Origin of the sequence: Neisseria sp. DTU_2020_1000833_1_SI_GRL_NUU_006, assembly GCA_032388755.1 — a bacterium.
GTDB lineage: Bacteria > Pseudomonadota > Gammaproteobacteria > Burkholderiales > Neisseriaceae > Neisseria > Neisseria sicca_C.
In genome coordinates this window covers 304,122-324,894 of the sequence record CP135593.1, presented here as the reverse complement: position 1 = coordinate 324,894, position 20,773 = coordinate 304,122, and the positions used below count along the sequence as shown (strand labels likewise).

The window sequence follows — 20,773 nt, the reverse complement described above, 5'->3', positions numbered from 1 at the left end:
GGGTTTCAGACGACCTTTATGCTTTTGAGGCTTAATTCAACCTATTTCTTCAAAATATATTTTCGCACGGCAGCATTGTGTTCTTCTAAATTATGGCTGAACTGGCTCAAGCCGGTGCCGTCCATTTTGGAGACGAAATAGAGGTATTTTTCATTCGACGGATGTGCGGCGGCTTCAAGGGCGGCTTTGCTCGGCAGGGCGATGGGGGTCGGGGTTAAGCCGCTGCGGGTGTAGGTGTTATACGGCGTATCGCGCTGGAGGTCGGCTTTTCGGATTTTGCCTTTGTACGCGCTGCCCATGCCGTAAATCACGGTCGGGTCAGTCTGCAGGCGCATGCCGATGTTGAGGCGGTTGACGAATACGGAAGCAACATGGGCGCGGTCGTCTTCGTGGGCGGTTTCTTTTTCAATCAAACTCGCCATAATCAGCATTTCATACGGATTTTTGTAGGGCAATCCGCTTTCACGATCCTCCCAAGCGTCGTTCAGACGACGCTGCATGGTTTGATAAGCGGTTCGGTAGATTTGCAAATCGCTGCTGCCTGCGTCGATTTCGTAGCTGTCGGGGAAGAACTGGCCTTCCGGGTTGCTGCTGAGCGCATCTGGAGCAACTGCCTGCATGAGTTCCGCATCGCTCCAGCCGCGTGTTTTATGTTCGATGTCGGGGGTGTTGTCGATGATTTTACGCATCGTGGCAAAACGCGAACCTTCGACGATTTGAACGGTAACGGCATCAGGTCTGCCGCTGCGGATTTTCTGCAAAATGCCCCATGCGGAAATATTGGAAGGAAGGCGGTATGAGCCTGCTTTGAGTTTATTGTGTGCGCCTATCATGTAGGCGGCTGCGACCAAAACGTGGCGGTTGTAAACGACCCCGTCTTCGGCAAGCGTACGGCTGACGGAAGAGATGCCTTGGTTTTTGGCAATTTTGATACGGTATGCTTTGCCGTTGTCTTTAGGAACGAACAGCAAGGCGGCGAACACGGCGGCAACGGCAACAAAAAATACCGCAAACCATTTCAACATTTTTTTCAGCATGGTAGGATTTTTGATTTGTGAACGTCGTGCGACAGTATAACCGAAATGCGCGCCTTCTTCCCTGTGCGCCCGCCCGACGTATGTTTTTTCCGCCTCAGTGGTCGTCTGAAATAAAGGGTCGTCTGAATATGAATCTTCCGTCCGAATGCCAAGACATTGACTGGCAACAAGGCTGGTGGCAGCCTGCACGCCGCGCGTTTTCTCCGAACTTCGAGCCGCGGGCAGAATCAGAAGCCGTGTCGCTGGTGGTTTTACACAATATTTCGCTACCGCCTTTCGAATATGGGACGGGCGCGGTGGAAAAGCTGTTTACCAACCGCATCGACCCCGACGAACATTCGTTTTTCAGCGTCATCCACACCTTGCGCGTTTCCAGCCATTTTCTGATCACCCGCGAGGGCGAGGCGGTGCAGTTCGTTTCTTGCGACGATATGGCGTACCACGCGGGCGTGTCGTCGTTTCGCGGACGCGAAAAGTGCAATGCGTTTTCGGTCGGTATCGAATTGGAAGGCTGCGATTTCGAGCCGTTTACTGAAGCACAATATCAAACGCTGGAAACCCTGCTGAAAGCGTTGGTCGGGCATTACCCCATCACCGCTGTTACCGGCCATCAGGACATCGCCCCTGACCGCAAAACCGACCCCGGACACTTTTTCGACTGGCAAAGATTGCAGGCAGCAGGTTTCCCGGTTGTCCGTTAATCGCTCAAAAATGCCATATAGCATTTTTCAGACGACCTGGCCCGATTTTGGGCTATCATTCTCGGCATTTGCTGTCAGAAAAGTTTATTTTCGTTATAATCGAGCATCCATACGGGACAATCCGTGTCCGACTCCGACGAACTTACTCGCGGCAATACGATTCCGCATACGCCCAAAGGCAAACCACCCCGGGCAACGAAGACGGAATGCCGCTCTTACAAAAAGTGATTACCCATGATTTTCATCGTCTTAGGCTTGGCAGTCATCCTTGCCGTCATCGCCTACAATATGTACCAAGAAAACCAATACCGCAAACAGGTGCGCGAGCAGTTCGGCCACTCCGATAAAGACGCGCTCCTGAACAGTAAAACCAGCCATGTACGCGACGGTAAAGAATCCGGCGGCAAAGGCCTGTTCGTCAAAAAAGCGAGCAAAGCCCAAGAAGCCGCGCTGCGCAATCTGCAAGAACAAGACGAAATCTTCGCCGCCAAAGCCAAACTCGCCAAACCTTCCGCCATCAAAACCGATGTCGAGTTGGCGATTGAAGACGACTTTACCGACGAGCCGGTACAGCATACCGTCATCGGGCTGAACAACGAAATCACCACCCAAGCCGCCAGCGACGAGCCGGTTAACCTGCCGTCCGCCGCCAACCAGCCTTTGGTCAGCTTGGACGAATTGTCTCAAGTCGAATTGCCGTGGTTTGACCCGCGCTTCGACTACCTCGCCTACATCGCCCTCTCTGAAGCGCAAGAGCTGCACGCCCTGCCCCGCCTGTCCAACCGCCACCGTTTCCAAATCATCGGCTGCACCATGGACGACCGCTTCCAAGTTGCCGAACCGATTCCGAGCGTGTATTACCAAGGTTTCGTCGTCGGCCTGCAAGCAGTCAGCCGCAACGGTTTGGCAACCCAAGAAGAATTGCAACAGTTCAACCAACAGGTTGACACCTTCGCCCAACTGATGGGCGGCAAAGTCCTCCACACCGATTTGGCAGCGTTTACCGAAGTCGCGCAGGCATTGGACACCTTCTGCGCCCGCGTCGATCAAACCATCGCCATCCACTTGGTTTCACACAGCAACATAAGCGGCGTCGAACTGCGCGCTTCTGTTGAAAACCTCGGCTTTGTGTTGGGCGAAGACGGCGCATTCCACTACACCGGACAAACCGGCAGCCCGATGTTTGCCATCCACAGCCTCACAGGAGACGCGTTTACCAACGCCCTGTTGGACAACCAGTCCTACAAAGGCTTCAGCATGCTGCTCGACATCCCGCATGCGCCCGCCGGCGAAAAAACCTTCGACCTCTTCATGGACTTGGCGGTACGCCTCTCCGGTCAGTTGGGCTTGGATTTGGTCAACGACAAAATGGAAGAAGTTTCTACCCAATGGCTCAAAGACATTCGCAATTACGTCTTGGCGCGTCAGGAAGAAATGCTCAAAGTCGGCATCAAACCCGGCAGCAAACAAGCCCTGCGCCTGTTCTCCTAAAATCAAATGTAATCAAAGCGGATATGTCGTTACGGCATATCCGCTTTTTTTCGGGTAAAATTCAACTGTTTTCAACCTATCATTTTTCAGACGACCTTTGCCCGTCCCATCATGTATAGTGGATTAAATTTAAATCAGGACAAGGCGACGAAGCCGCAGACAGTGCAGATAGTACGGAACCGATTCACTTGGTGCTTCAGCACCTTAGAGAATCGTTCTCTTTGAGCTAAGGCGAGGCAACGCCGTACCGGTTTAAAGTTAATCCGCTATATCAGACAAAGGTCGTCTGAAAACCTTCCTCCATGAATCCGACCGCACAACACATCCGCCACCTCACCGACCTCCTCAACCGCTACGCCTACGAATACTATACCCTCGACGCGCCCAGCGTACCCGATGCCGAATACGACAAATTATTCCGCGAACTCGAAGCGTTGGAACGAAACCATCCCGAGCTCAAACTGCCCGACAGCCCGACCCAGCGCGTCGGCGGCGAGCCTTTGGCGGGATTTGCCGAAGTACGCCACGAAGTGCCGATGCTGTCGCTGACCAACGCTTTTTCCCCGCAAGATGAAAACGGCGTGTTCGACCATGCCGAAATGTACGCTTTCGACCAACGCGTGCGCGACGGCTTGGATGACGCGAATCCCGAATACGTTATCGAACCCAAATTCGACGGCCTCGCCATCAGCCTGCTCTACCGCGACGGCGTATTGGTGCAGGCGGCGACGCGCGGCGACGGCACGACGGGCGAAGACGTTACCCAAAACGTCAAAACCGTCGCCAACATCCCCCTGCGGCTGCACGGCGATAATCCGCCCGAACTCATCGAAGTGCGCGGCGAAGTGCTGATGCTCAAAGCCGACTTTGCTGCCCTCAATAAAAGACAAACCGAAAACGGGCAAAAACCCTTTGCCAATCCGCGCAACGCCGCCGCCGGCAGCCTGCGCCAACTCGATTCGCGCATCACCGCGCAACGCAAACTGCACTTTTTCCCCTACTCAATCGCCCGCCAGCAAGGCGGTTTTGTCGCGGAAGAACACATCCAAGAACTCGCCTATTTCCGAGAACTCGGCTTCAGCCTGCCCGATGGCAATTTCGGCTGTTTCAAAAATATCGACGAAGTATTGGCGTTTTACGAACAAATGCAGCAAAAACGCCCCGAACTGCCCTACGAAATCGACGGCATGGTCGTCAAAGTCAACAGCTTGGCGCAACAGCGCGAACTCGGCTTCATCTCCCGCGCTCCGCGCTGGGCGATTGCCCACAAATTCCCCGCCGAAGAAGCCCTGACCGTCGTCGAAGCGATTGACGTGCAAATCGGCAGGACGGGCGCGGTAACGCCAGTCGCCCGCCTGCAGCCCGTATTCGTCGGCGGCGTAACCGTAACCAACGCCACCCTGCACAATCAGGACGAAGTGTCGCGCAAAGACGTACGCGTCGGCGATACCGTCGTCGTGCGCCGCGCCGGAGACGTGATTCCCGAAGTCGTGCGCGTGATTTTCGAACGCCGCCCGATGCAGGAAACCGCCGTTGCCGTTTCAGACGGCCTCAAGCATCAGCAAGACGACCTCTTTGCCGAAACACCGTCCGCAAACCCAACCCAATCCGTTCCGCTCCACAAGCCCTACCGCCTGCCAACCCACTGCCCCATCTGCCGCAGCGAAATCGAACACGAAGAAGGCGAAGCCGTCGCCCGATGCAGCGGCGGTATGCTTTGTCAGGCACAACGCGCGCAAGGTTTAATCCACTTCGCCTCGCGCAAAGCGATGGACATCGACGGACTCGGTCAAAAACAAATCGAGCAACTTGTCGCCCAAGACCTCGTCTGCCACTTCGCCGACCTCTACCGCCTCGACATCCCGACCTTGCAAAAAATGAAGGAAACGGCGGATAAAGGGTCGTCTGAAAACGAAAACGGCGACGCAGAAACGGTTTCAGACGACCTGTCTGAATCCAACACCCAAAACAGCAAAAAACAACCGACCAAGTGGGCGGAAAACATCCTCGCAGGCATAGAAGCCAGCAAAACGCCCGAACTCTCCCGCTTTCTATTCGCGCTCGGCATCCGCCACGTCGGCGAACGCACCGCCAAAACGCTGGCGCAGGCATTCGGCTCGTTGGAACACGTCCGCCGCGCACCCGAACCCATCCTTGCCTGCCTGCCCGACATCGGCACCGTCGTCGCCCGCTCCATCGCCCACTTCTTCGCCCAAGACGCGCAGCAGGCGATGATAAATGAGCTGCTCGCCGCAGGCGTTGCCCCGCAAACCCAAGCCGTTACCATCCCGCCTACCCGCCACGCCGAGCCGCAACGCTGGATTGCCCGCCTGCCCGGTTTCAAAATCAGCGAAAACAAAGCCCAAGCCTTGTGGGAACTCGCCGGCAAAAGCATAGAAGGCCTGCAAACCGACAAAGCTCTCCCTGCTGACTGGCAAACATGGCGCAGCAAAGCACAAAACGCCGCCCTGCTCGAAAACCTGAAAACCTTCTTCGCCCAAACGCCGTCTGAAAACCAAGACGAAGTGTTTTCAGATGACCTAAACGAAGCCGTAGCAGGCAAAACCTTTGTGTTAACCGGCACGCTGCCCACCCTCAAACGCGACCAGGCCCAAGCCTTGATCGAAGCCGCAGGCGGCAAAGTTTCCGGCAGCGTGTCTAAAAAAACCGATTACGTCGTTGCCGGAGAAGCCGCCGGCAGCAAGCTGGAAAAAGCCAATGCCTTGGGTGTCGCGGTGTTGAGCGAAGAAGAGCTTTTGGCGATGCTGGGCTGAATACCCGCCAAACATGCCGCAGATTAAACTAAGAAATCCCCGCATCGCAGTTCCTCAATATGCGGAAACAACGGCATAGAATTGCTGATTCGGATTTATAAAATAAGGTCGTCTGAAAATTTTTCAGACGACCTTTATGGGTATAAATAAAAGGAAAAACCATGAACAAAGGGAATAAACCCAATCGCTTATTATGGATATTAGGTGGAGCTGCCGTCGCTGCATTTCTTATCATTTTGGGATTGTATATCGCTTATTTTAAAAATTTATCCATAACCAACGACTCCGCTACTTGGGGAACATTCGGCGACTATCTGGGCGGCACGCTGAACCCCATCATCAGCTTCCTAGCCCCTTATCGGCCTGCTCTATACCATTCATCAACAAGCGCAGGAAATGCAAGCAACTCGCGAAGAGTTGAAACAGGCGGCGGAACAGCAGCACCGCCAGGCAGATATTTTTAATCTGCAACAATTCGAATCGACATTTTTTTCTTTGCTGGAGCAGCATAATAAGGTTGTTGAAAGGATTGAAGTAGAATCAATATATAAAGAATTACATAATATTTACAATAAGAAAATTGATCAAATTACCACACGCAAACCATCAGAAGAACTAAGCAATAGCCATGCAATAAAATCCATTAACCAACATTACGAGCTCAAAAGCTATTTTAATCTTTTATTTCAAATTCTAAAGTTTATATCAATCAGCTTGTCAAAAAATAGCGAATCAAATAATAGCGAAGATTTGAAAATTATCATCAAAGATTTTGACTCAGACATAAAAGATCTGAAGAAAAATTAAGCCACGAATATATCAATTCTCAAGAAAGAATGTATAGCGACATTCTTCGTTCTTTCATTCCCAATATAATTCTAAAATTACTGGCTTTAAACTGCCTGACGATTGATAAATTTTCACAAGATTATGAATTAGAAACTTTTTGCAATTTTCAAGGTTTATTAAATCGGTATGCACTACTGGAGCAATTACAATTAGTCTTTACAGACATCAACAAAATAGATAAGTCCTATCTTGTTAATGGCGACGACGCCATACACTTTCTTATTTTAACCAGCCATGCAGATATAGCCCCTGCTTTCGGGAACAATAAAATATTTGATAAATCAAAAGCTGTTTTTAACTATAAATTTAATTATTGGCTAGCAGTAAAAACAAAATCCTTACACGACAAACAAGATGAATTACGGAATATCAAAATAAAAATTATTAGAATAGAACCAATGTCATGCGAAGAATATGAAACTTTAAATTCTTCTGAAAGAGACGAACTACTTCTTTTACCTGGAGGACAATATTACTTCCGCCAACCAGACGATAATTTCAACGCATGGAAACAAGAGTATCTTGAGAAACTGGAAAATGCAAAAAAATATTATGAAGAAAAAATTAACGAAACTAATGCTGAGTTAAAACGAATAGAGGAAAACAAAAAAGCATGGTTAGAATTTCTGCAAATTGAAGACGACTAAGCCAATCTCTTCAGTTTATGATTTTAATTACCTCAAAGGTCATCTGAAAATTTTCAGACGACCTTTATTCCATTATCAACACCAAACCACGCCGTTCAATGCAATTTATGAACTGATACCAACTGCACCACTCTTATCAATATCCCCATCTTTACCTACAACGGTCAATATCATGCTGACTTACACCCGCAGCGTCCGGCTGGATGCGCCGCTCGAACGGATATTCCGCTACTGCACTTCCCGACACGGATTTGCCTGTCAGTTCCCGTTTGACGTGCAATGGCTGTCGGAAAAGGAATACTGGGCGCGGAGAGATATTTTGGATTTCAGATACAGAGTTTGCAGGATTTGGTTGCGGCATCGTGCCGAAATCATTTCGCTTGAGCCGAACCAATCGTTTACCGACCTGATGCTGGAAGGGATTTACCACTCTCCTTCCGCCATACGCATGAATTCAAGTTTCCCGATGGGCGTACCTGCGTGACGGATACGGTGGAATTTATTTTCGGGCTGGGCAAAACGGTTGACCGGCTAATCGGATTACCGACTTTGCGTCGGACATTTGAAAAACGCCACTGTTTATTGAAAGAGTGGGCTGACCAATGGGCTGATTATGCTGAAGATGTTACAAGTTAAAGGCATGGAAAAGTCGTCTGAAATTTTTTCAGACGACCTTGAGTTCTGTTTAAAAATGGTTTCGGTATCCATCAGATGGCGTGCGAACAGCCGGACACCATTTTTTTGAGGGCTTGCGAGTCGAGGATTTTGATGTGTTTGTGTTCGACCGAAATCAAGCCTTCGTGGTGGAACTTGGACAGCGTGCGGCTGACGGTTTCGAGTTTCAGTCCCAGATAGCTGCCGATTTCTTCGCGCGACATCCGCAGGATGAAATCGTTGGCGGCAAATCCGCGCGAGTAAAGGCGTTGGGACAAGTTAAGCAAGAACGCCGCCAGACGTTCTTCGGCGCGCATATTGCCCAAAAGCAGCATCACGCCTTGGTCGCGCACGATTTCGCGGCTCATCAACCGGAAAAAATGGCTTCTCAGGCTGGGGATGTTGTGTCCCAGCTCTTCGATGTGGGTGAAGGGCAGCTCACACACTTCGCTGTCTTCCAAAGCCACCGCGTCGCAGCTGTGGACATGGGAACAAATGCCGTCCATACCGATGAGTTCGCCGGACATAAAAAAGCCGGTAACCTGATCGCGACCGTCCTGACTGGCAACCGTGGTTTTGAAAAAACCGGCACGGATGGCAAACAGCGACGCGAAAGGCTCACCGGTGCGGAACAGATATTCACCCTTCTTCAAGCGGCGGCTCTGTCGGATGACCGCGTCCAATTGTGCAAACTCATTGGGCAAAAGCCCGACAGGCAGGCAGAGTTCACGCAGCGAACAGGAAGAACACAGGGTTTTCATCTGATGCATAGCATTGTGTGTGGTCATAAAACACCCTTAAAATTAAGGTTTTTATCCTGTCATGATTACGTAAGTTATTGACACATATCAAGACAGGTTTATCATACTGTGGCATTCTACCAAACTATCCGAAAATTGCCTAACATCATTACTCTAATCACGCACACGCCATGAAAGTAATACCGATACAAAATAATCACAATAGAAACAATGACAAGCCTGAGTTCGACCGCGAACTCATCGCCAGCCTTCCTTCCAGCGGTCCGCGCTACACTTCCTACCCGACAGCCGACCGTTTTCATGACGGATTTCGCGAAGCCGAATATATCAATGCCTTGAATCAGCGCGGTATGGGGGCTTTGAACAAGCCCCTTTCGCTTTATATCCACATCCCCTTCTGCAACACCATCTGTTACTACTGCGGCTGCAATAAAATCATCACCAAAGACAAAAGCCGCGCCGATGCCTACATCGAATACCTTGAAAAAGAAATGGAGCTGCTCGCCCCGCATCTGGGTGGACGGCATCAGCTTGCGCAACTGCACTTCGGCGGCGGTACGCCGACTTTCTTGAGCGACGACCAAATCGAACGCGTATTCCGCATGATACGCAAACACTTCCAACTGATCCCTGGCGGCGAATACTCCATCGAAATCGATCCGCGAAAAGTCAGCCGCGAAACTGTCCTCATGCTCGGCAAGCTCGGCTTCAACCGCATGAGCGTCGGTATTCAGGATTTTGATCCTAAAGTTCAGGAAGCGGTCAACCGCATCCAAAGCTACGACGAAACCAAAGAAGTCATCGATGCCGCCCGCGAAGCCGGGTTCAAATCCGTCAGCGTCGATTTGATTTACGGCCTGCCGCACCAAACCGCCGAAAGCATCAAAACCACCATTGACACTGTCTTGTCGCTCGATCCCGACCGCCTTGCCCTTTATCACTATGCCCATCTGCCGCATATCTTCAAGCCGCAACGCCGTATCGATACCGAAGCCGTTCCCGGCAGCGAAGAAAAACTCGATATGCTGCAATACTGCGTCCAAACCCTGACCGAACGCGGTTACGTCTTCATCGGTATGGACCACTTCGCCAAACCCGATGACGAACTTTCCATCGCCCTCAAAGAAGGCTTCCTCCAGCGCAACTTCCAAGGTTACTCGACCTACGCGGACTGCGATTTGGTTGCCATCGGCGTATCCTCCATTGGCAAAATCGGCAGCACCTACTCCCAAAACGAACGCGATATCGACGCCTACTATGCCGCGCTCGATGCCGGACACCTGCCCATCATGCGCGGCTACCAACTCAATCAGGACGACCTTTTGCGCCGCAATATCATCCAAGATTTGATGTGCCGTTTCTCCTTGGATTACCGAATCTACGAAAGCGTGTTCGGTATCCCGTTCGACCGCTATTTCAAAGACGAACTTGCCGACTTGGAACAACTTGCCTCCCTCAGACTCGTCCGCCTGAAACCGCACGGACTGACCGTTACCCCCAAAGGCCGCTTCCTGATACGCAATATCGCCATGGTGTTCGACTACCACCTGCGCCACAGGGAAACCAAAGCCCAATATTCGCAAACGGTGTAAAGAGGAATAGCAAAGGTCGTCTGAAAACCGTTTTCAGACGACCTTTGCCCTTTGTTTCCCTTTGTTAAGGAACGCTAATGAACGAACAAACCAAACAGGCCGCACAAACCATAGGTCGTCTGAAACGTAAAGCCAGCGACGAAGAACAGCTGCAAGGCTGGCGCGAAACCTGCGCCGAACAAGGGTTAAGTGGCGAATTTATCCTGACTGCGAAGCTCAACGGCGCGGCTTATACCGAGGAAGAAGCTCGCATGGTGGCGGAGCTTTTCGGCAAATAAACTGACAATTTATTATTTTAAAATTACAAATCATATCAAAACTTGACAAATTTACCGATTTTGATTATAGTCGTATATGAGTTAACATTGCCGATTTGACACAGCTTGCGGGCATAACAGCTAAAGCGTATTTTCATTTTCTGCTGTTTTTATTCCTTTCTTTATATCCAAGCCCGTTGTGTACAGCATCGGGCTTCTTTTTTTTCCGGAAGTATCAGGAAGTATTTATGATTATTTTGGACAACGTTTCCAAACATTACCAAACGCGCGACAAAACCCGTTTTGCCGCCGTCGAGCCGACCAGCCTCGAAATCCAAGACGGCGAAATCTTCGGTCTGATGGGCTATTCCGGCGCGGGCAAATCCACACTGCTTCGCCTGATTAACCTGTTGGAACGTCCCGACAGCGGCAAGGTCAATGTGTGCGGACAAGAGCTGACCGCACTTGATGCCGCCGCATTGCGTCAGGCGCGGCAGAATATCGGCATGGTCTTTCAGCAGTTCAATCTTTTGAGCAATCGCACCGTCGCCGACAATGTCGCCTTTCCTTTGGAAATCGCCGGATGGTCGTCTGAAAAAATTAAAGAACGCGTCAAAGAATGCCTTGAAATCGTCGGCTTGACCGAACGCGCCGACCACTACCCCGCCCAGCTTTCCGGCGGACAAAAACAGCGCGTCGGCATCGCCCGCGCGCTCGCGCCCAAACCCCAAGTCATCCTCGCCGACGAACCCACTTCCGCCCTCGACCCCGCCACCACGCGCAGCGTCTTGGAATGTTTGGAAGACATCAACAAGCGATTCAACGTTACCATCGTCATCGTAACCCACGAAATGAGCGTCATCCGCCGCCTGTGCGACCGCGCTGCCCTTTTGGATAAAGGAAAAGTGGTGGAAATCGTCGAAGTACGCGGCAACCAAATCCACGCCCAATCCGAAATCGGGCGCGAACTGATTCGGGAGGACTGATATGGCAGACTTAACATTCGAACAAGCCGTTTCCACCATCGTCGGCATGAAAGACGAAATCGTCCGCGCCTTGGGCGAAACCTTCGTCATGGTCGGGCTGTCCACCACGATTGCCGTCATCTTCGGCACGCTCTTGGGCGTCTTGCTTTTCGTGACTTCCAACCGCCAGCTTCATTACAACAAGCCGGTGAATTTCCTGCTCGACAACTTAGTCAACCTGATGCGCGCCTTCCCCTTCGTCATCCTGATGATTGCCATGATACCCGCCACCCGCGCCATCGTCGGCAGCACCATTGGTCCGATTGCCGCCTCGCTGGTATTGAGCGTGTCCGGCCTGTTTTACTTCGCCCGACTGGTGGAACAAAACCTGCGCGAAGTCCCCAAAGGCGTGATTGAAGCCGCCACCGCCATGGGCGCATCCCCGCTTGCCATCGTCCGCAAAGTCCTTTTGAACGAAGCGCGCGCGGGCATGGTTTCCAGCATCACTGTCCTTGCCATCGGCCTGCTCTCTTACAGCGCGGCGGCAGGCATGATAGGCGGCGGCGGCTTGGGCGACCTCGCCATCCGCTACGGCTACTACCGCTACCAAACCGAAGTCATCATCTTCATCGTCGCCATCCTCGTGCTGCTCGTTATCCTGATTCAAAGCATCGGCAACGCATTGGCGCGGAAATTGGACAAACGTTAAACCGTCAAAAGGTCGTCTGAAAAGTTTTCAGACGACCTTTTCAGTCATATCCTTTTGAATTTCCAACCAAACCCATTATAATAACGCCTCCTCACGCCGTCGCGGACGACTCCCGACGGCATTTATTATGGAAGAATTATGAAGCCGTCTATCTTAGAAAAATTACAACAACTCAGCGACCGACTGGAAGAAGTCACCCACCTTCTCGGACAGCCCGAAGCCACGTCCGACATGGACAACTACCGCAAGCTCACGCGCGAACACGCCGAATTGACGCCCGTGGTCGAAGTATTCCAAAACTATCAGTTGGCTCAAAGCGACTTGGCGGATGCCGAAGAAATGCTGTCCGACCCTGAAATGAAAGACTTCGCCGCCGAAGAAATCGAAGCGGCAAAAGCCAAGATCGACACGCTCGATACCGAATTGCAAAAACTGCTGCTACCCAAAGATGCCGACGACGACAAAAACATCTTCATCGAAGTGCGCGCCGGAACGGGCGGCGACGAAGCCGCGCTGTTTGCAGGCGATTTGCTGCGCATGTACAGCCGCTACGCCGAACGCAACCGCTGGCAAGTCGAAATCGTTTCCGCCAACGAAAGTGAGTTGGGCGGTTATAAAGAAGTCATCGCCCGTATTGTCGGTTTGGGCGCGTACAGTCGTCTGAAATTCGAATCGGGCGGCCACCGCGTGCAGCGCGTCCCCGCTACCGAAAGCCAAGGCCGTATCCACACCTCCGCCTGCACCGTTGCCGTCATGCCCGAAGCGGACGAACTCGAAGACATCGAGTTGAACCCCGCCGACCTGCGCATCGATACCTTCCGCGCATCCGGCGCGGGTGGTCAGCACATCAACAAAACCGACTCCGCCGTCCGCATCACCCACCTGCCCACCGGCATGGTGGTCGAATGCCAAGACGGCCGCAGCCAACACGCCAACAAGGCGCAGGCGATGAAAGTCCTCGCCGCCCGCTTGAACGACGCGCAAAAACGCGAAGCCCAAGCCAAAGAAGCCGCTGAACGCAAATCCCTTATCGGCAGCGGCGACCGCAGCGAGCGCATCCGCACCTACAACTACCCGCAAGGCCGCGTGACCGACCACCGCATCAACCTCACCTTGCACAAGCTGGATTTTGTCATGGACGGCGATTTGGAAGAAATCACCAACGCCCTGATTGCCGAACATCAGGCTGAGCTTCTGGCGGCAATGGGCGATTAATGGGACGGTTGACGCTTGGTTTCAAAGCGTGAAGGCAGGCTTGATGGCGGGAAAACAAGTTCTGCCAAGACATATAGTGGATTAAATTTAAATCAGGACAAAACGCCGTACTGGTTTAAAGTTAATCCACTATAAATCAAGCCTCAGCCGTCGCCCGCTGCCCTTTCCGTAACCATAAAAATCTTATGCGGAAATGACGGCGCTCCTAAAAAGCCTTCCCACTCAAACGCAAGCCCGGATAAACCGATTCCACGCAGTCCTCCAACACCCCGCCCTTTTTCAGACGACCCATTCCAACCCATGAACACCCCGCTCACCCGCCGCCGTTTTTTCGCCATCGCCGCCCTGACTACTGCCGGAGCGGCCGCGCCCTTCCTCCTGAACCGCAACCGCCCTACCCCGTTACCAACTACCGGCGAGCCCGTCATTTGGAAAGGCATCGCGCTGGGTTCCGGCGCCGAGCTCCGCCTCTTCGGCGTTGACCGCAAAGAAGCTGAAATCCTTGTCAACAAAGTTCTCGCCGAAGTCGCCCGCCTCGAAAAAATCTTCAGCCTCTACCGCGAAGACAGCCTGATCAACCGACTGAACAAAGAAGGTCGTCTGAACAACCCGCCGCCCGATTTCCTCGCCCTGTTGAGCATTTGCCGCGACATCCATGCCCTGACCGACGGCGCGTTCGACCCCACCGTCCAGGTGCTGTGGAACCTCTACGCAGACCATTTCCGCCGCAACCCGCGTGCCGAAACACCTCCGTCCGAACCGGACATCCGGCACACCCTCAAACTCGTCGGCTTCAAACACGTCGTCTTCGACCCAAAAGCCATCCTCTTTGAACAAAAAGGCATGGGCTTATCCCTCAACGGCATTGCCCAAGGCTACATCACCGACAAAATCACCGCCCTGCTGCAACAACACGGCATCCGCCAAGCCCTCGTCGATATGGGCGAAATCCGCGGCTTCGACACCGACAACCAACGCACATGGAACGTCGGCATCCGCAATCCCCAAAACGAAGAAGCCACCCTCCTGACCATTCCCATGCAAAACCAAGCCTTCGCCACCTCAGGCGGCTACGGTACCGTGATGGACGAAGCCGGCAAGTTCACCCACCTCTTCGACCCGCGCACCGGCACTGCCACACCGCGCTACCGCAGCGTCAGCGTCATGGCGCCGACCGCCGCCGTTGCCGATGCCTTCTCCACCGCGTTCTCCATCATGGACGAATCCGCCATCCGTACCACCGCCCGAGCCAAACAGACAAAAGTCTGGCTGGTCATGCCCGACAACCGCATCGAAACCCTAGCCTGAAGGTCGTATTTGGCAAAAAAGCAGTTTCTCCCGAATACAACAAAACTTAAAAGTAAAAAGGTCGTCTGAAAACCTCGAACCAAGATTTTCAGACGACCTTTGCCATTTCCGGACAGTTTTTAAATCAAGCCTAGGGAATTGATAAATACAACAACAATCGCCAAAGGTGCAACATAGCGCAACACCATCAACCAAAGACGGATAATGGTTTTCGGTACGCTGCTGCCTGCACCGGCATTCGCCAATACGGACTCCCTATCCTGAATCCACGCAGTAAACACGGCAACGCTCAATGCGCCAATCGGCATAATGACTGCCGAAATCAGGTAGTCCCACAAATCGAAAACGGTTTTTCCGAAGATTTTAAACTCACCCCAAACGCCGAAAGACAAGGCGGAGGGAATACCGACAATAAAAATTGCCGTACCAATCAACCAAGTATGGCGGCTGCGTTTACGCTCATCCTGACGAATCGTAGCGGCAATGACGGTTTCCAACATCGAAAACGCCGAAGTCAGCGTCGCAAACACCACCAGAAGCATAAAGACGGCAAACAAAATCTGCCCCAACGGCATTTTCATGAACACGGCAGGCAAAACAACGAAGATCAAACCCGGCCCCTGGCTCGGTTCGAAGCCGAAAGCAAATACTGCTGGAAAAATAACCAGCCCCGCCAGCAGAGAAACCAAAAGGTTCATCCACATAATGATATTGCCCGAACGGAACATATCTTGGTCTTTACCCAAATAAGACGCATAAGTGATCATCGCAGACACGCCGATACTTAACGCAAAAAATGCCTGCCCCAAAGCCGTAAGCATGGTTTGCGGCTTCAGATGCGACCAGTCGGGTTTCAGCAGGAAGGATACCCCTTCCGTCGCCCCGGGCAGCGTCAGTGAACGGACGGCCAAAACAATAAACAGGATAAACAGGCCCGGCATCAGGTAACGGTTTGCTTTTTCAATCCCGTCGGATACACCGCCCTGAACTACCCAAATGGTAATCAGCATGAACAGCCCTTGATAAAACAATGACCCTGCAGCACTGGAAATGGTCGCACCGAATAATGCCTCAAAATCCGCACCGGCATGGATTTCTCCGGTAAAGCTATGGACGACGTAGTTCAACACCCAGCCGCCGACGACACTGTAAAAAGAAAGCAAGATAAAGCAGGCTGCTACCCCCATACGCCCCACCCAAGGCCATTGCGAACCGGGACGCAAGGTTTTGAAAGAATCGATGGCATTTTTACCGCCCGTCCTGCCGATATAAAACTCGGCAAGCTGTACGGGTAATGCCACCAAAATCGTAAAAAGCAAAAACAGCAGGAAAAACACCGCCCCACCGTTTGTCCCCGCGGTGTACGGAAATTTCCAAATTGCGCCCAAGCCGATTGCCGAACCTGCCGCAGCTAGCACAAAACCAAGTTTGGACGACCAAGAAACCGAATGATTCATGATTATTGTATTAAGAAATGTGAAGAAACCGCATTGTAGCAAAGCGTAACCGCATATAGCACAGCCATAATGGCCTGCTTCAAAATTTCGCACATAAGGTGCGCTTAAAAAGACAATATTGAATAAAAAATCTGAGATTTTGTTTTTTGAATAAACATAAATACAAAAAATAGGTAATTTTGATATTTTATTTCAAACAAACACTACCATGATAAAAAGCACAAAAGAAAAAGCCTGGACATTTGTCCAGGCTTCGATATTTGGTGGGTCCGGTGGGTTTCGAACCCACGACCAAGGGATTATGAGTCCCCTGCTCTAACCCCTGAGCTACAGACCCTCAAGAGAAAGGGTATATTGTATCATAAAATATTATAGAGACAAGGACCGCTTGGCTTTTATAGTGGATTAAATTTAAATCAGGACAAGGCGACGAAGCCACAGACAGTACAAATAGTACGGCAAGGCGAGGCAACGCCGTACTGGTTTAAATTTAATCCACTATATCACCGTATATTTTATCCATAAGCACCTTGCCTCAAGTCGTCTGAAAACAAAAATTACACTTTCAGACGACCTTTTCTCATTCATACCATATAACCCAAAAAACAGGCCGCTAAAAGCGACCTGAAAAACTCTTGCAGCTGGGAGTGATAGCAAGAGGTTACGACACTTTAAACCAAGCTTCGTTAGCATAACGGAGCATTTGTTCGGGAATCTCTTCAGCGTTGCTGACAACAGAGATACCGGATTTACGCATTTTATAGACAGCCTGAATAGTGCTTTCAGGTGCATAACCGTGACAGGCGGCAAGATTGACGATAATGTGCAGGCTGTCGTTGTACCAGAGTAATTGTTCGGCGGTACGGCTGATTGCTTCTTCCGTTGCCAAACCACCGATAATGACGGTATCGGCTTTTTGTGCATAAAGCCATTCAATCAAACCGGTACTGCGGGCTTCATTATCATCATGGAAGCATGCGCCAAAACCATTCTCCCCGCCTAATTCGATTACATGATCATAATCAGCAGATGCCGGCAAACCATCCAGCAAATTTGCACCACGGCAACCACCTGCACACTGGCTAAAATAGCCACTTTCCCGCGCAAACATAATTCCGTTGCGTTTAACGACTGCGGCGCAAATACTCTCCGGATCAATATTGACGTTCTCGACCAAAATACGCTTATCTGCGATAGCTGCCTGACGGTTTAATTCTTTAACCATGTTTTCCGGTTGATGCAGGAAATGGTTGGCATTGGCTGCCATGCAGGTAAAGCGGAATTGAGGTTGAATATCGATAGCAACAGTCGTCATGATGTGACTCCACAAAAATCCGGATAAATCCGGAACATTACCTTCGACAAATGGTTTTTATCCAAGATAATCGGTGTATTTATGATGAACGGTATATTATCAGGATAATCGGCAAATCGCCAGAAATATTTAACAAATAGTAACAATTTATACCGCAAATATCTGTTTTGTAGAATTCACTTTCAGAAATTTCACAATGAATATCAACTCAGTAAGCATAAATATTTGAAAATTATTTCTGTTTTAATTCTCCTTATTAACTCTTTCCCGGCTTTCACCCTAAATTCAATGTTGTCTAAAAACAACAATCCGAGACGAATATAGTTATATTTTGTCTTAATAGACCTTTTCACATGTATTTACCAAGACTTCTTGCTAAAACAGATTAAAACGCAACGCTTAGATAAACAGCAGTCATTCCACCTTAGACCGAAAAATCTAAAACCACAAATACAAAAAGGTCGTCTGAAACCTTAAATCTCAGTTTCAGACGACCTTTAATCAGCTTTAAACTATTGTTTACCGAACTGACTGTAGTCCACCAACATATATTTGGCAGTAATTTTCTGCGAGGCGTTGCCTTCGTCGCCCATCAGAATCATCTGCGGCTTGCCGTTGACCGTAATCGAATCGACGGCTTCGACGTTGGTGATGTGATGTAGGTTGGGCAGCAAGATTTTTTGCGGCTCGTCGGTCGGGTTGCCGCTCCAAGTCCACAGTTGCGAGAATTTCTGCCCGTTTTCATCCTTCACTTCGTTGGCGATAACGTAATTTTTCAACACGGGATCGTAATTGAGCGAACGGATGCCGCCGCCGTCGATGTCGAGGACGGCCACTTCGTCAAATTCGGGTTGGGCGTTGCGTTCGAATACGTCTTTCGGGTTGCTGATAAACGCCACCAAGGCCATATTGTTGAATTCGGGATCGCGGAAGCCCAAGACGAGGCGTTTCTTCACAGGGTCGAACGCCATGCCTTCGATATTGATTTCTTCAAAGGAAACTTCGGCTTTGGTGCGTTCGCGGATGAGGTCGTGCAATTTGTGGTCGGTTTCCAAAACCTGCGTCAGATTGTCGTAGCTGGTCAGCCCCAACACATTACCGTCTTGGATTTTAAAGCGCATCAGGTGTTCGCGGTCGGGCGAGCGGTTGCCTTTACGGGTGCGCGAGTGCGAAGTGAGTGCGTAGATAAAGCCTTCATCGTCGCGTGCCAATGCTTCCAAGTCGCTCAGGCGGCGTTTGAAGCCAGTAATCACGCGCGTATCCAAGGCTTCGTCTTCGACAAATCTGCCTGACGGATCGATGCTGACAATGCTGAACGCGTGGTTGGGTTCGTCTTCGGCAATCAGCAGTTTGCCGTCCGGAAGCTGTTGGACGGCGGAAGGCTCGTATACGCCGTTGAACATATTAATGCCCAAGGAGCGCAATTCTGCCACATTGTTGGCGGCAGGCTTAGTCAAAAGAGAAGGCAATGTCTTCACGCCGATAAACGCCGCCAGCGAAGCCAAAAGCCCCCAGCGGAATACGGCATAAGACAAATTGATGTATTTGAACTGTTTGTCCGCCAGCAAGCCCAGCCAGTAAAGATGATCACTCATCTTTTGATAGACTTGTTTACGGTCGCCCATAATCTCTTGCATCATTTCCCAATATTGATCTTTTTGCACCTTTACACGGTCTTCGTAAATCAGGATATTGGGCTGGCTGCCGCTGAAAAAGCGCGTTTCAGTACTGCTGAGGCGGGTTTTCAAATCACGCAGTTTGGCGCGTCCGCGGAAAAAATCCTTAACCCAAGTACGAGCTGCCTGCATTTTACCGATACGGTCAGGCGAAGCGGACAACAGCGCAAACACAATGGATGCAGCGGCGGTAATCATAAAGGTGCTCGCCGGAATTAGGAATTCGGGCGATGATGAGAAAATAAATGCGCCCGAAATCATCAGCGCAGACACGATAAAACCATTCAGCGAAATCATAATGTTCGCCTTGGTCGCTGCCAGTGCGAGCAACTCCATCTCTGAGCGAACGGCATTGCGGAACATGGTTTCCACACCTTTGTTCGTACCCAAAAGATCGGAGGGTGGCACATCAGCGAGTTGTCTTTGCTTTGTTCCCCTCTTTTTTTTATATTTCTTTTTCTTTTTCTTTTTTTCAGACGACGTTCCTATGCCTTCAAAGTTCGTGTTGTTCGTCAAAGCTTCTTCAGTATTGTACTCTTGCAGATTATCTTCCGTTTCAAATTGCATTGCCTCTTCAACTTTTAACGTTTCTTCAGTTTTTAAGGGTTCTTTGGTTTTCAGAGCTTCATCACCGTTTTCAAAAGCTTCATCTGCCCTCTCCCAGATTTCAGAAACAGGCTGCTCTGAAACAGATTGCCGGGCATCAGGGGCTGGACGCTCAATAGGTTGGTCCCAATCAGAAACTGTATTTTGCATATTTTGCGTCTCTTGACCTTCTTTATTTTTATTGTGGTAATCCATATTACCTTTATACTCCGTTTAAGTGAATCAGTTTAGATGGAAAGGAAAAGCGTTTTTTAGTTCCTTTAGCCAAAATAATTTACATATCGATAAACATTGTTATTCAAAACATTACATTTATCGGAATAATACTTTTAGTAATTGTTGATAACGTAATATAAATTCTATTTTTTCAGCAAAAACTGCCGCCAAACTTGATGTTTGCGGCAGTCTTAAAGCATTCTTAATCAGATCAGTAATCGATGCGCTCTTTGATGATTCTTAAGTCGGGGTAAGACAATTTGATGTCGTATTCGCGACCGCCTTTGTAGGCCTCTACTTCCAACACGGGTCTTCCGCGATAGTCGTCGGCATCGATATCGTGAACGCGGTAACCGCGTTGTTCAAGCATTCTGATGGCTTTTGCACGGTTTTGTTCAAAATTTCTGTCGCTGTAAATTTGGTGTTCAATGTAATCGCTTGCACCAGCAGTAGCGGCAGTCAGAGCAACAATAGCGGTCAATAATAATTTTTTCATGTTCGACTTCCTTTCGAAATGTGTCATTGGGGTTTTGATGGGTGTAT

19 protein-coding genes and 1 tRNA gene are annotated in these 20,773 nt (G+C 50.4%); 13 read left to right on the top strand and 7 right to left on the bottom strand.

Annotated features, from left to right (window positions below; translation table 11 throughout):
• Positions 1 to 41 precede the first annotated feature (41 nt).
• Positions 42 to 1,037, bottom strand: coding sequence for an endolytic transglycosylase MltG (mltG, locus tag RSJ68_01490; protein ID WNU97466.1), 996 nt, complete (start codon positions 1,035 to 1,037; stop codon positions 42 to 44).
• A gap of 128 nt (positions 1,038 to 1,165) precedes the next feature.
• Here mltG and ampD point away from each other — a divergent pair, with 128 nt between their 5' ends.
• The 7 genes from ampD to RSJ68_01455 all read left to right on the top strand — a co-directional run bounded on the left by ampD (position 1,166) and on the right by RSJ68_01455 (position 7,983).
• Positions 1,166 to 1,738, top strand: coding sequence for a 1,6-anhydro-N-acetylmuramyl-L-alanine amidase AmpD (gene ampD, locus RSJ68_01485; GenBank protein ID WNU98327.1), 573 nt, complete (start codon positions 1,166 to 1,168; stop codon positions 1,736 to 1,738).
• A gap of 234 nt (positions 1,739 to 1,972) precedes the next feature.
• A complete protein-coding gene (locus RSJ68_01480) occupies positions 1,973 to 3,229 on the top strand; it encodes a cell division protein ZipA C-terminal FtsZ-binding domain-containing protein (protein ID WNU97465.1) in 1,257 nt (418 codons plus the stop codon).
• 302 nt (positions 3,230 to 3,531) lie between these two features.
• A complete protein-coding gene (gene ligA, locus RSJ68_01475) occupies positions 3,532 to 6,003 on the top strand; it encodes an NAD-dependent DNA ligase LigA (GenBank protein WNU97464.1) in 2,472 nt (823 codons plus the stop codon).
• A 161-nt stretch (positions 6,004 to 6,164) separates the two neighbouring features.
• A complete protein-coding gene (locus tag RSJ68_01470; protein WNU97463.1) occupies positions 6,165 to 6,467 on the top strand; it encodes a hypothetical protein in 303 nt (100 codons plus the stop codon).
• Complete coding sequence (locus RSJ68_01465) at positions 6,400 to 6,810, top strand: hypothetical protein (protein WNU97462.1); 411 nt, start codon at positions 6,400 to 6,402, stop codon at positions 6,808 to 6,810. The genes RSJ68_01470 and RSJ68_01465 overlap by 68 nt, the downstream gene beginning before the upstream one ends.
• A gap of 29 nt (positions 6,811 to 6,839) precedes the next feature.
• Positions 6,840 to 7,499 (top strand): hypothetical protein, encoded by a 660-nt coding sequence (locus tag RSJ68_01460; protein WNU97461.1) that lies wholly within the window; start codon positions 6,840 to 6,842, stop codon positions 7,497 to 7,499.
• 172 nt (positions 7,500 to 7,671) lie between these two features.
• Entirely contained in the window at positions 7,672 to 7,983 is a 312-nt protein-coding gene (locus RSJ68_01455) for a hypothetical protein (protein WNU97460.1), read from the top strand.
• A 223-nt stretch (positions 7,984 to 8,206) separates the two neighbouring features.
• Here RSJ68_01455 and fnr read toward each other — a convergent pair whose 3' ends face one another.
• The gene (gene fnr / locus RSJ68_01450; GenBank protein WNU97459.1) at positions 8,207 to 8,941 is read right to left on the bottom strand and encodes a fumarate/nitrate reduction transcriptional regulator Fnr; all 735 of its coding nucleotides are present in this window, start codon (positions 8,939 to 8,941) and stop codon (positions 8,207 to 8,209) included.
• Positions 8,942 to 9,084: 143 nt separating this feature from the next.
• Here fnr and hemN point away from each other — a divergent pair, with 143 nt between their 5' ends.
• The 6 genes from hemN (at position 9,085) to RSJ68_01420 (ending at position 14,960) form a co-directional block, all read left to right on the top strand.
• Entirely contained in the window at positions 9,085 to 10,506 is a 1,422-nt protein-coding gene (gene hemN / locus RSJ68_01445) for an oxygen-independent coproporphyrinogen III oxidase (protein WNU97458.1), read from the top strand.
• Between the two features lie 77 nt (positions 10,507 to 10,583).
• The gene (locus RSJ68_01440) at positions 10,584 to 10,784 is read left to right on the top strand and encodes a hypothetical protein (GenBank protein ID WNU97457.1); all 201 of its coding nucleotides are present in this window, start codon (positions 10,584 to 10,586) and stop codon (positions 10,782 to 10,784) included.
• Positions 10,785 to 11,011: 227 nt separating this feature from the next.
• Positions 11,012 to 11,749: a methionine ABC transporter ATP-binding protein gene (locus RSJ68_01435; GenBank protein WNU97456.1), complete on the top strand. Its 738-nt coding sequence runs from the start codon at positions 11,012 to 11,014 to the stop codon at positions 11,747 to 11,749.
• Between the two features lies 1 nt (position 11,750).
• The gene (locus RSJ68_01430) at positions 11,751 to 12,437 is read left to right on the top strand and encodes a methionine ABC transporter permease (protein WNU97455.1); all 687 of its coding nucleotides are present in this window, start codon (positions 11,751 to 11,753) and stop codon (positions 12,435 to 12,437) included.
• 138 nt (positions 12,438 to 12,575) lie between these two features.
• Complete coding sequence (prfA, locus tag RSJ68_01425) at positions 12,576 to 13,652, top strand: peptide chain release factor 1 (protein WNU97454.1); 1,077 nt, start codon at positions 12,576 to 12,578, stop codon at positions 13,650 to 13,652.
• Positions 13,653 to 13,952: 300 nt separating this feature from the next.
• On the top strand, positions 13,953 to 14,960 hold the full coding sequence (locus tag RSJ68_01420; protein WNU97453.1) for an FAD:protein FMN transferase: 1,008 nt from the start codon (positions 13,953 to 13,955) through the stop codon (positions 14,958 to 14,960).
• A gap of 119 nt (positions 14,961 to 15,079) precedes the next feature.
• Here the strand turns inward: RSJ68_01420 and RSJ68_01415 are convergent, their stop codons facing one another.
• The 5 genes from RSJ68_01415 to RSJ68_01395 all read right to left on the bottom strand — a co-directional run bounded on the left by RSJ68_01415 (position 15,080) and on the right by RSJ68_01395 (position 20,726).
• Positions 15,080 to 16,417 (bottom strand): sodium-dependent transporter, encoded by a 1,338-nt coding sequence (locus tag RSJ68_01415; GenBank protein WNU97452.1) that lies wholly within the window; start codon positions 16,415 to 16,417, stop codon positions 15,080 to 15,082.
• 261 nt (positions 16,418 to 16,678) lie between these two features.
• Positions 16,679 to 16,754, bottom strand: a tRNA-Ile gene (locus RSJ68_01410).
• 324 nt (positions 16,755 to 17,078) lie between these two features.
• Positions 17,079 to 17,732: an isochorismatase family protein gene (locus RSJ68_01405; protein WNU97451.1), complete on the bottom strand. Its 654-nt coding sequence runs from the start codon at positions 17,730 to 17,732 to the stop codon at positions 17,079 to 17,081.
• A 512-nt stretch (positions 17,733 to 18,244) separates the two neighbouring features.
• Complete coding sequence (locus tag RSJ68_01400; protein WNU97450.1) at positions 18,245 to 20,209, bottom strand: DUF5706 domain-containing protein; 1,965 nt, start codon at positions 20,207 to 20,209, stop codon at positions 18,245 to 18,247.
• Between the two features lie 232 nt (positions 20,210 to 20,441).
• Positions 20,442 to 20,726, bottom strand: a complete 285-nt coding sequence (locus tag RSJ68_01395) for a PepSY domain-containing protein (protein ID WNU97449.1) — start codon at positions 20,724 to 20,726, stop codon at positions 20,442 to 20,444.
• Positions 20,727 to 20,773 lie beyond the last annotated feature (47 nt).

Coding starts and splice junctions, on each gene's coding strand:
- RSJ68_01480 (WNU97465.1), top strand. CDS start 1,973: ATGATTTTCATCGTCTTAGGCTTGGCAGTCATCCTTGCCGTCATCGCC.
- ampD (WNU98327.1), top strand. CDS start 1,166: ATGAATCTTCCGTCCGAATGCCAAGACATTGACTGGCAACAAGGCTGG.
- RSJ68_01460 (WNU97461.1), top strand. CDS start 6,840: ATGTATAGCGACATTCTTCGTTCTTTCATTCCCAATATAATTCTAAAA.
- RSJ68_01435 (WNU97456.1), top strand. CDS start 11,012: ATGATTATTTTGGACAACGTTTCCAAACATTACCAAACGCGCGACAAA.
- mltG (WNU97466.1), bottom strand. CDS start 1,037: ATGCTGAAAAAAATGTTGAAATGGTTTGCGGTATTTTTTGTTGCCGTT.
- RSJ68_01405 (WNU97451.1), bottom strand. CDS start 17,732: ATGACGACTGTTGCTATCGATATTCAACCTCAATTCCGCTTTACCTGC.
- fnr (WNU97459.1), bottom strand. CDS start 8,941: ATGACCACACACAATGCTATGCATCAGATGAAAACCCTGTGTTCTTCC.
- hemN (WNU97458.1), top strand. CDS start 9,085: ATGAAAGTAATACCGATACAAAATAATCACAATAGAAACAATGACAAG.
- prfA (WNU97454.1), top strand. CDS start 12,576: ATGAAGCCGTCTATCTTAGAAAAATTACAACAACTCAGCGACCGACTG.
- ligA (WNU97464.1), top strand. CDS start 3,532: ATGAATCCGACCGCACAACACATCCGCCACCTCACCGACCTCCTCAAC.
- RSJ68_01400 (WNU97450.1), bottom strand. CDS start 20,209: ATGGATTACCACAATAAAAATAAAGAAGGTCAAGAGACGCAAAATATG.
- RSJ68_01455 (WNU97460.1), top strand. CDS start 7,672: ATGCTGACTTACACCCGCAGCGTCCGGCTGGATGCGCCGCTCGAACGG.
- RSJ68_01440 (WNU97457.1), top strand. CDS start 10,584: ATGAACGAACAAACCAAACAGGCCGCACAAACCATAGGTCGTCTGAAA.
- RSJ68_01415 (WNU97452.1), bottom strand. CDS start 16,417: ATGAATCATTCGGTTTCTTGGTCGTCCAAACTTGGTTTTGTGCTAGCT.
- RSJ68_01470 (WNU97463.1), top strand. CDS start 6,165: ATGAACAAAGGGAATAAACCCAATCGCTTATTATGGATATTAGGTGGA.
- RSJ68_01465 (WNU97462.1), top strand. CDS start 6,400: ATGCAAGCAACTCGCGAAGAGTTGAAACAGGCGGCGGAACAGCAGCAC.
- RSJ68_01395 (WNU97449.1), bottom strand. CDS start 20,726: ATGAAAAAATTATTATTGACCGCTATTGTTGCTCTGACTGCCGCTACT.
- RSJ68_01430 (WNU97455.1), top strand. CDS start 11,751: ATGGCAGACTTAACATTCGAACAAGCCGTTTCCACCATCGTCGGCATG.
- RSJ68_01420 (WNU97453.1), top strand. CDS start 13,953: ATGAACACCCCGCTCACCCGCCGCCGTTTTTTCGCCATCGCCGCCCTG.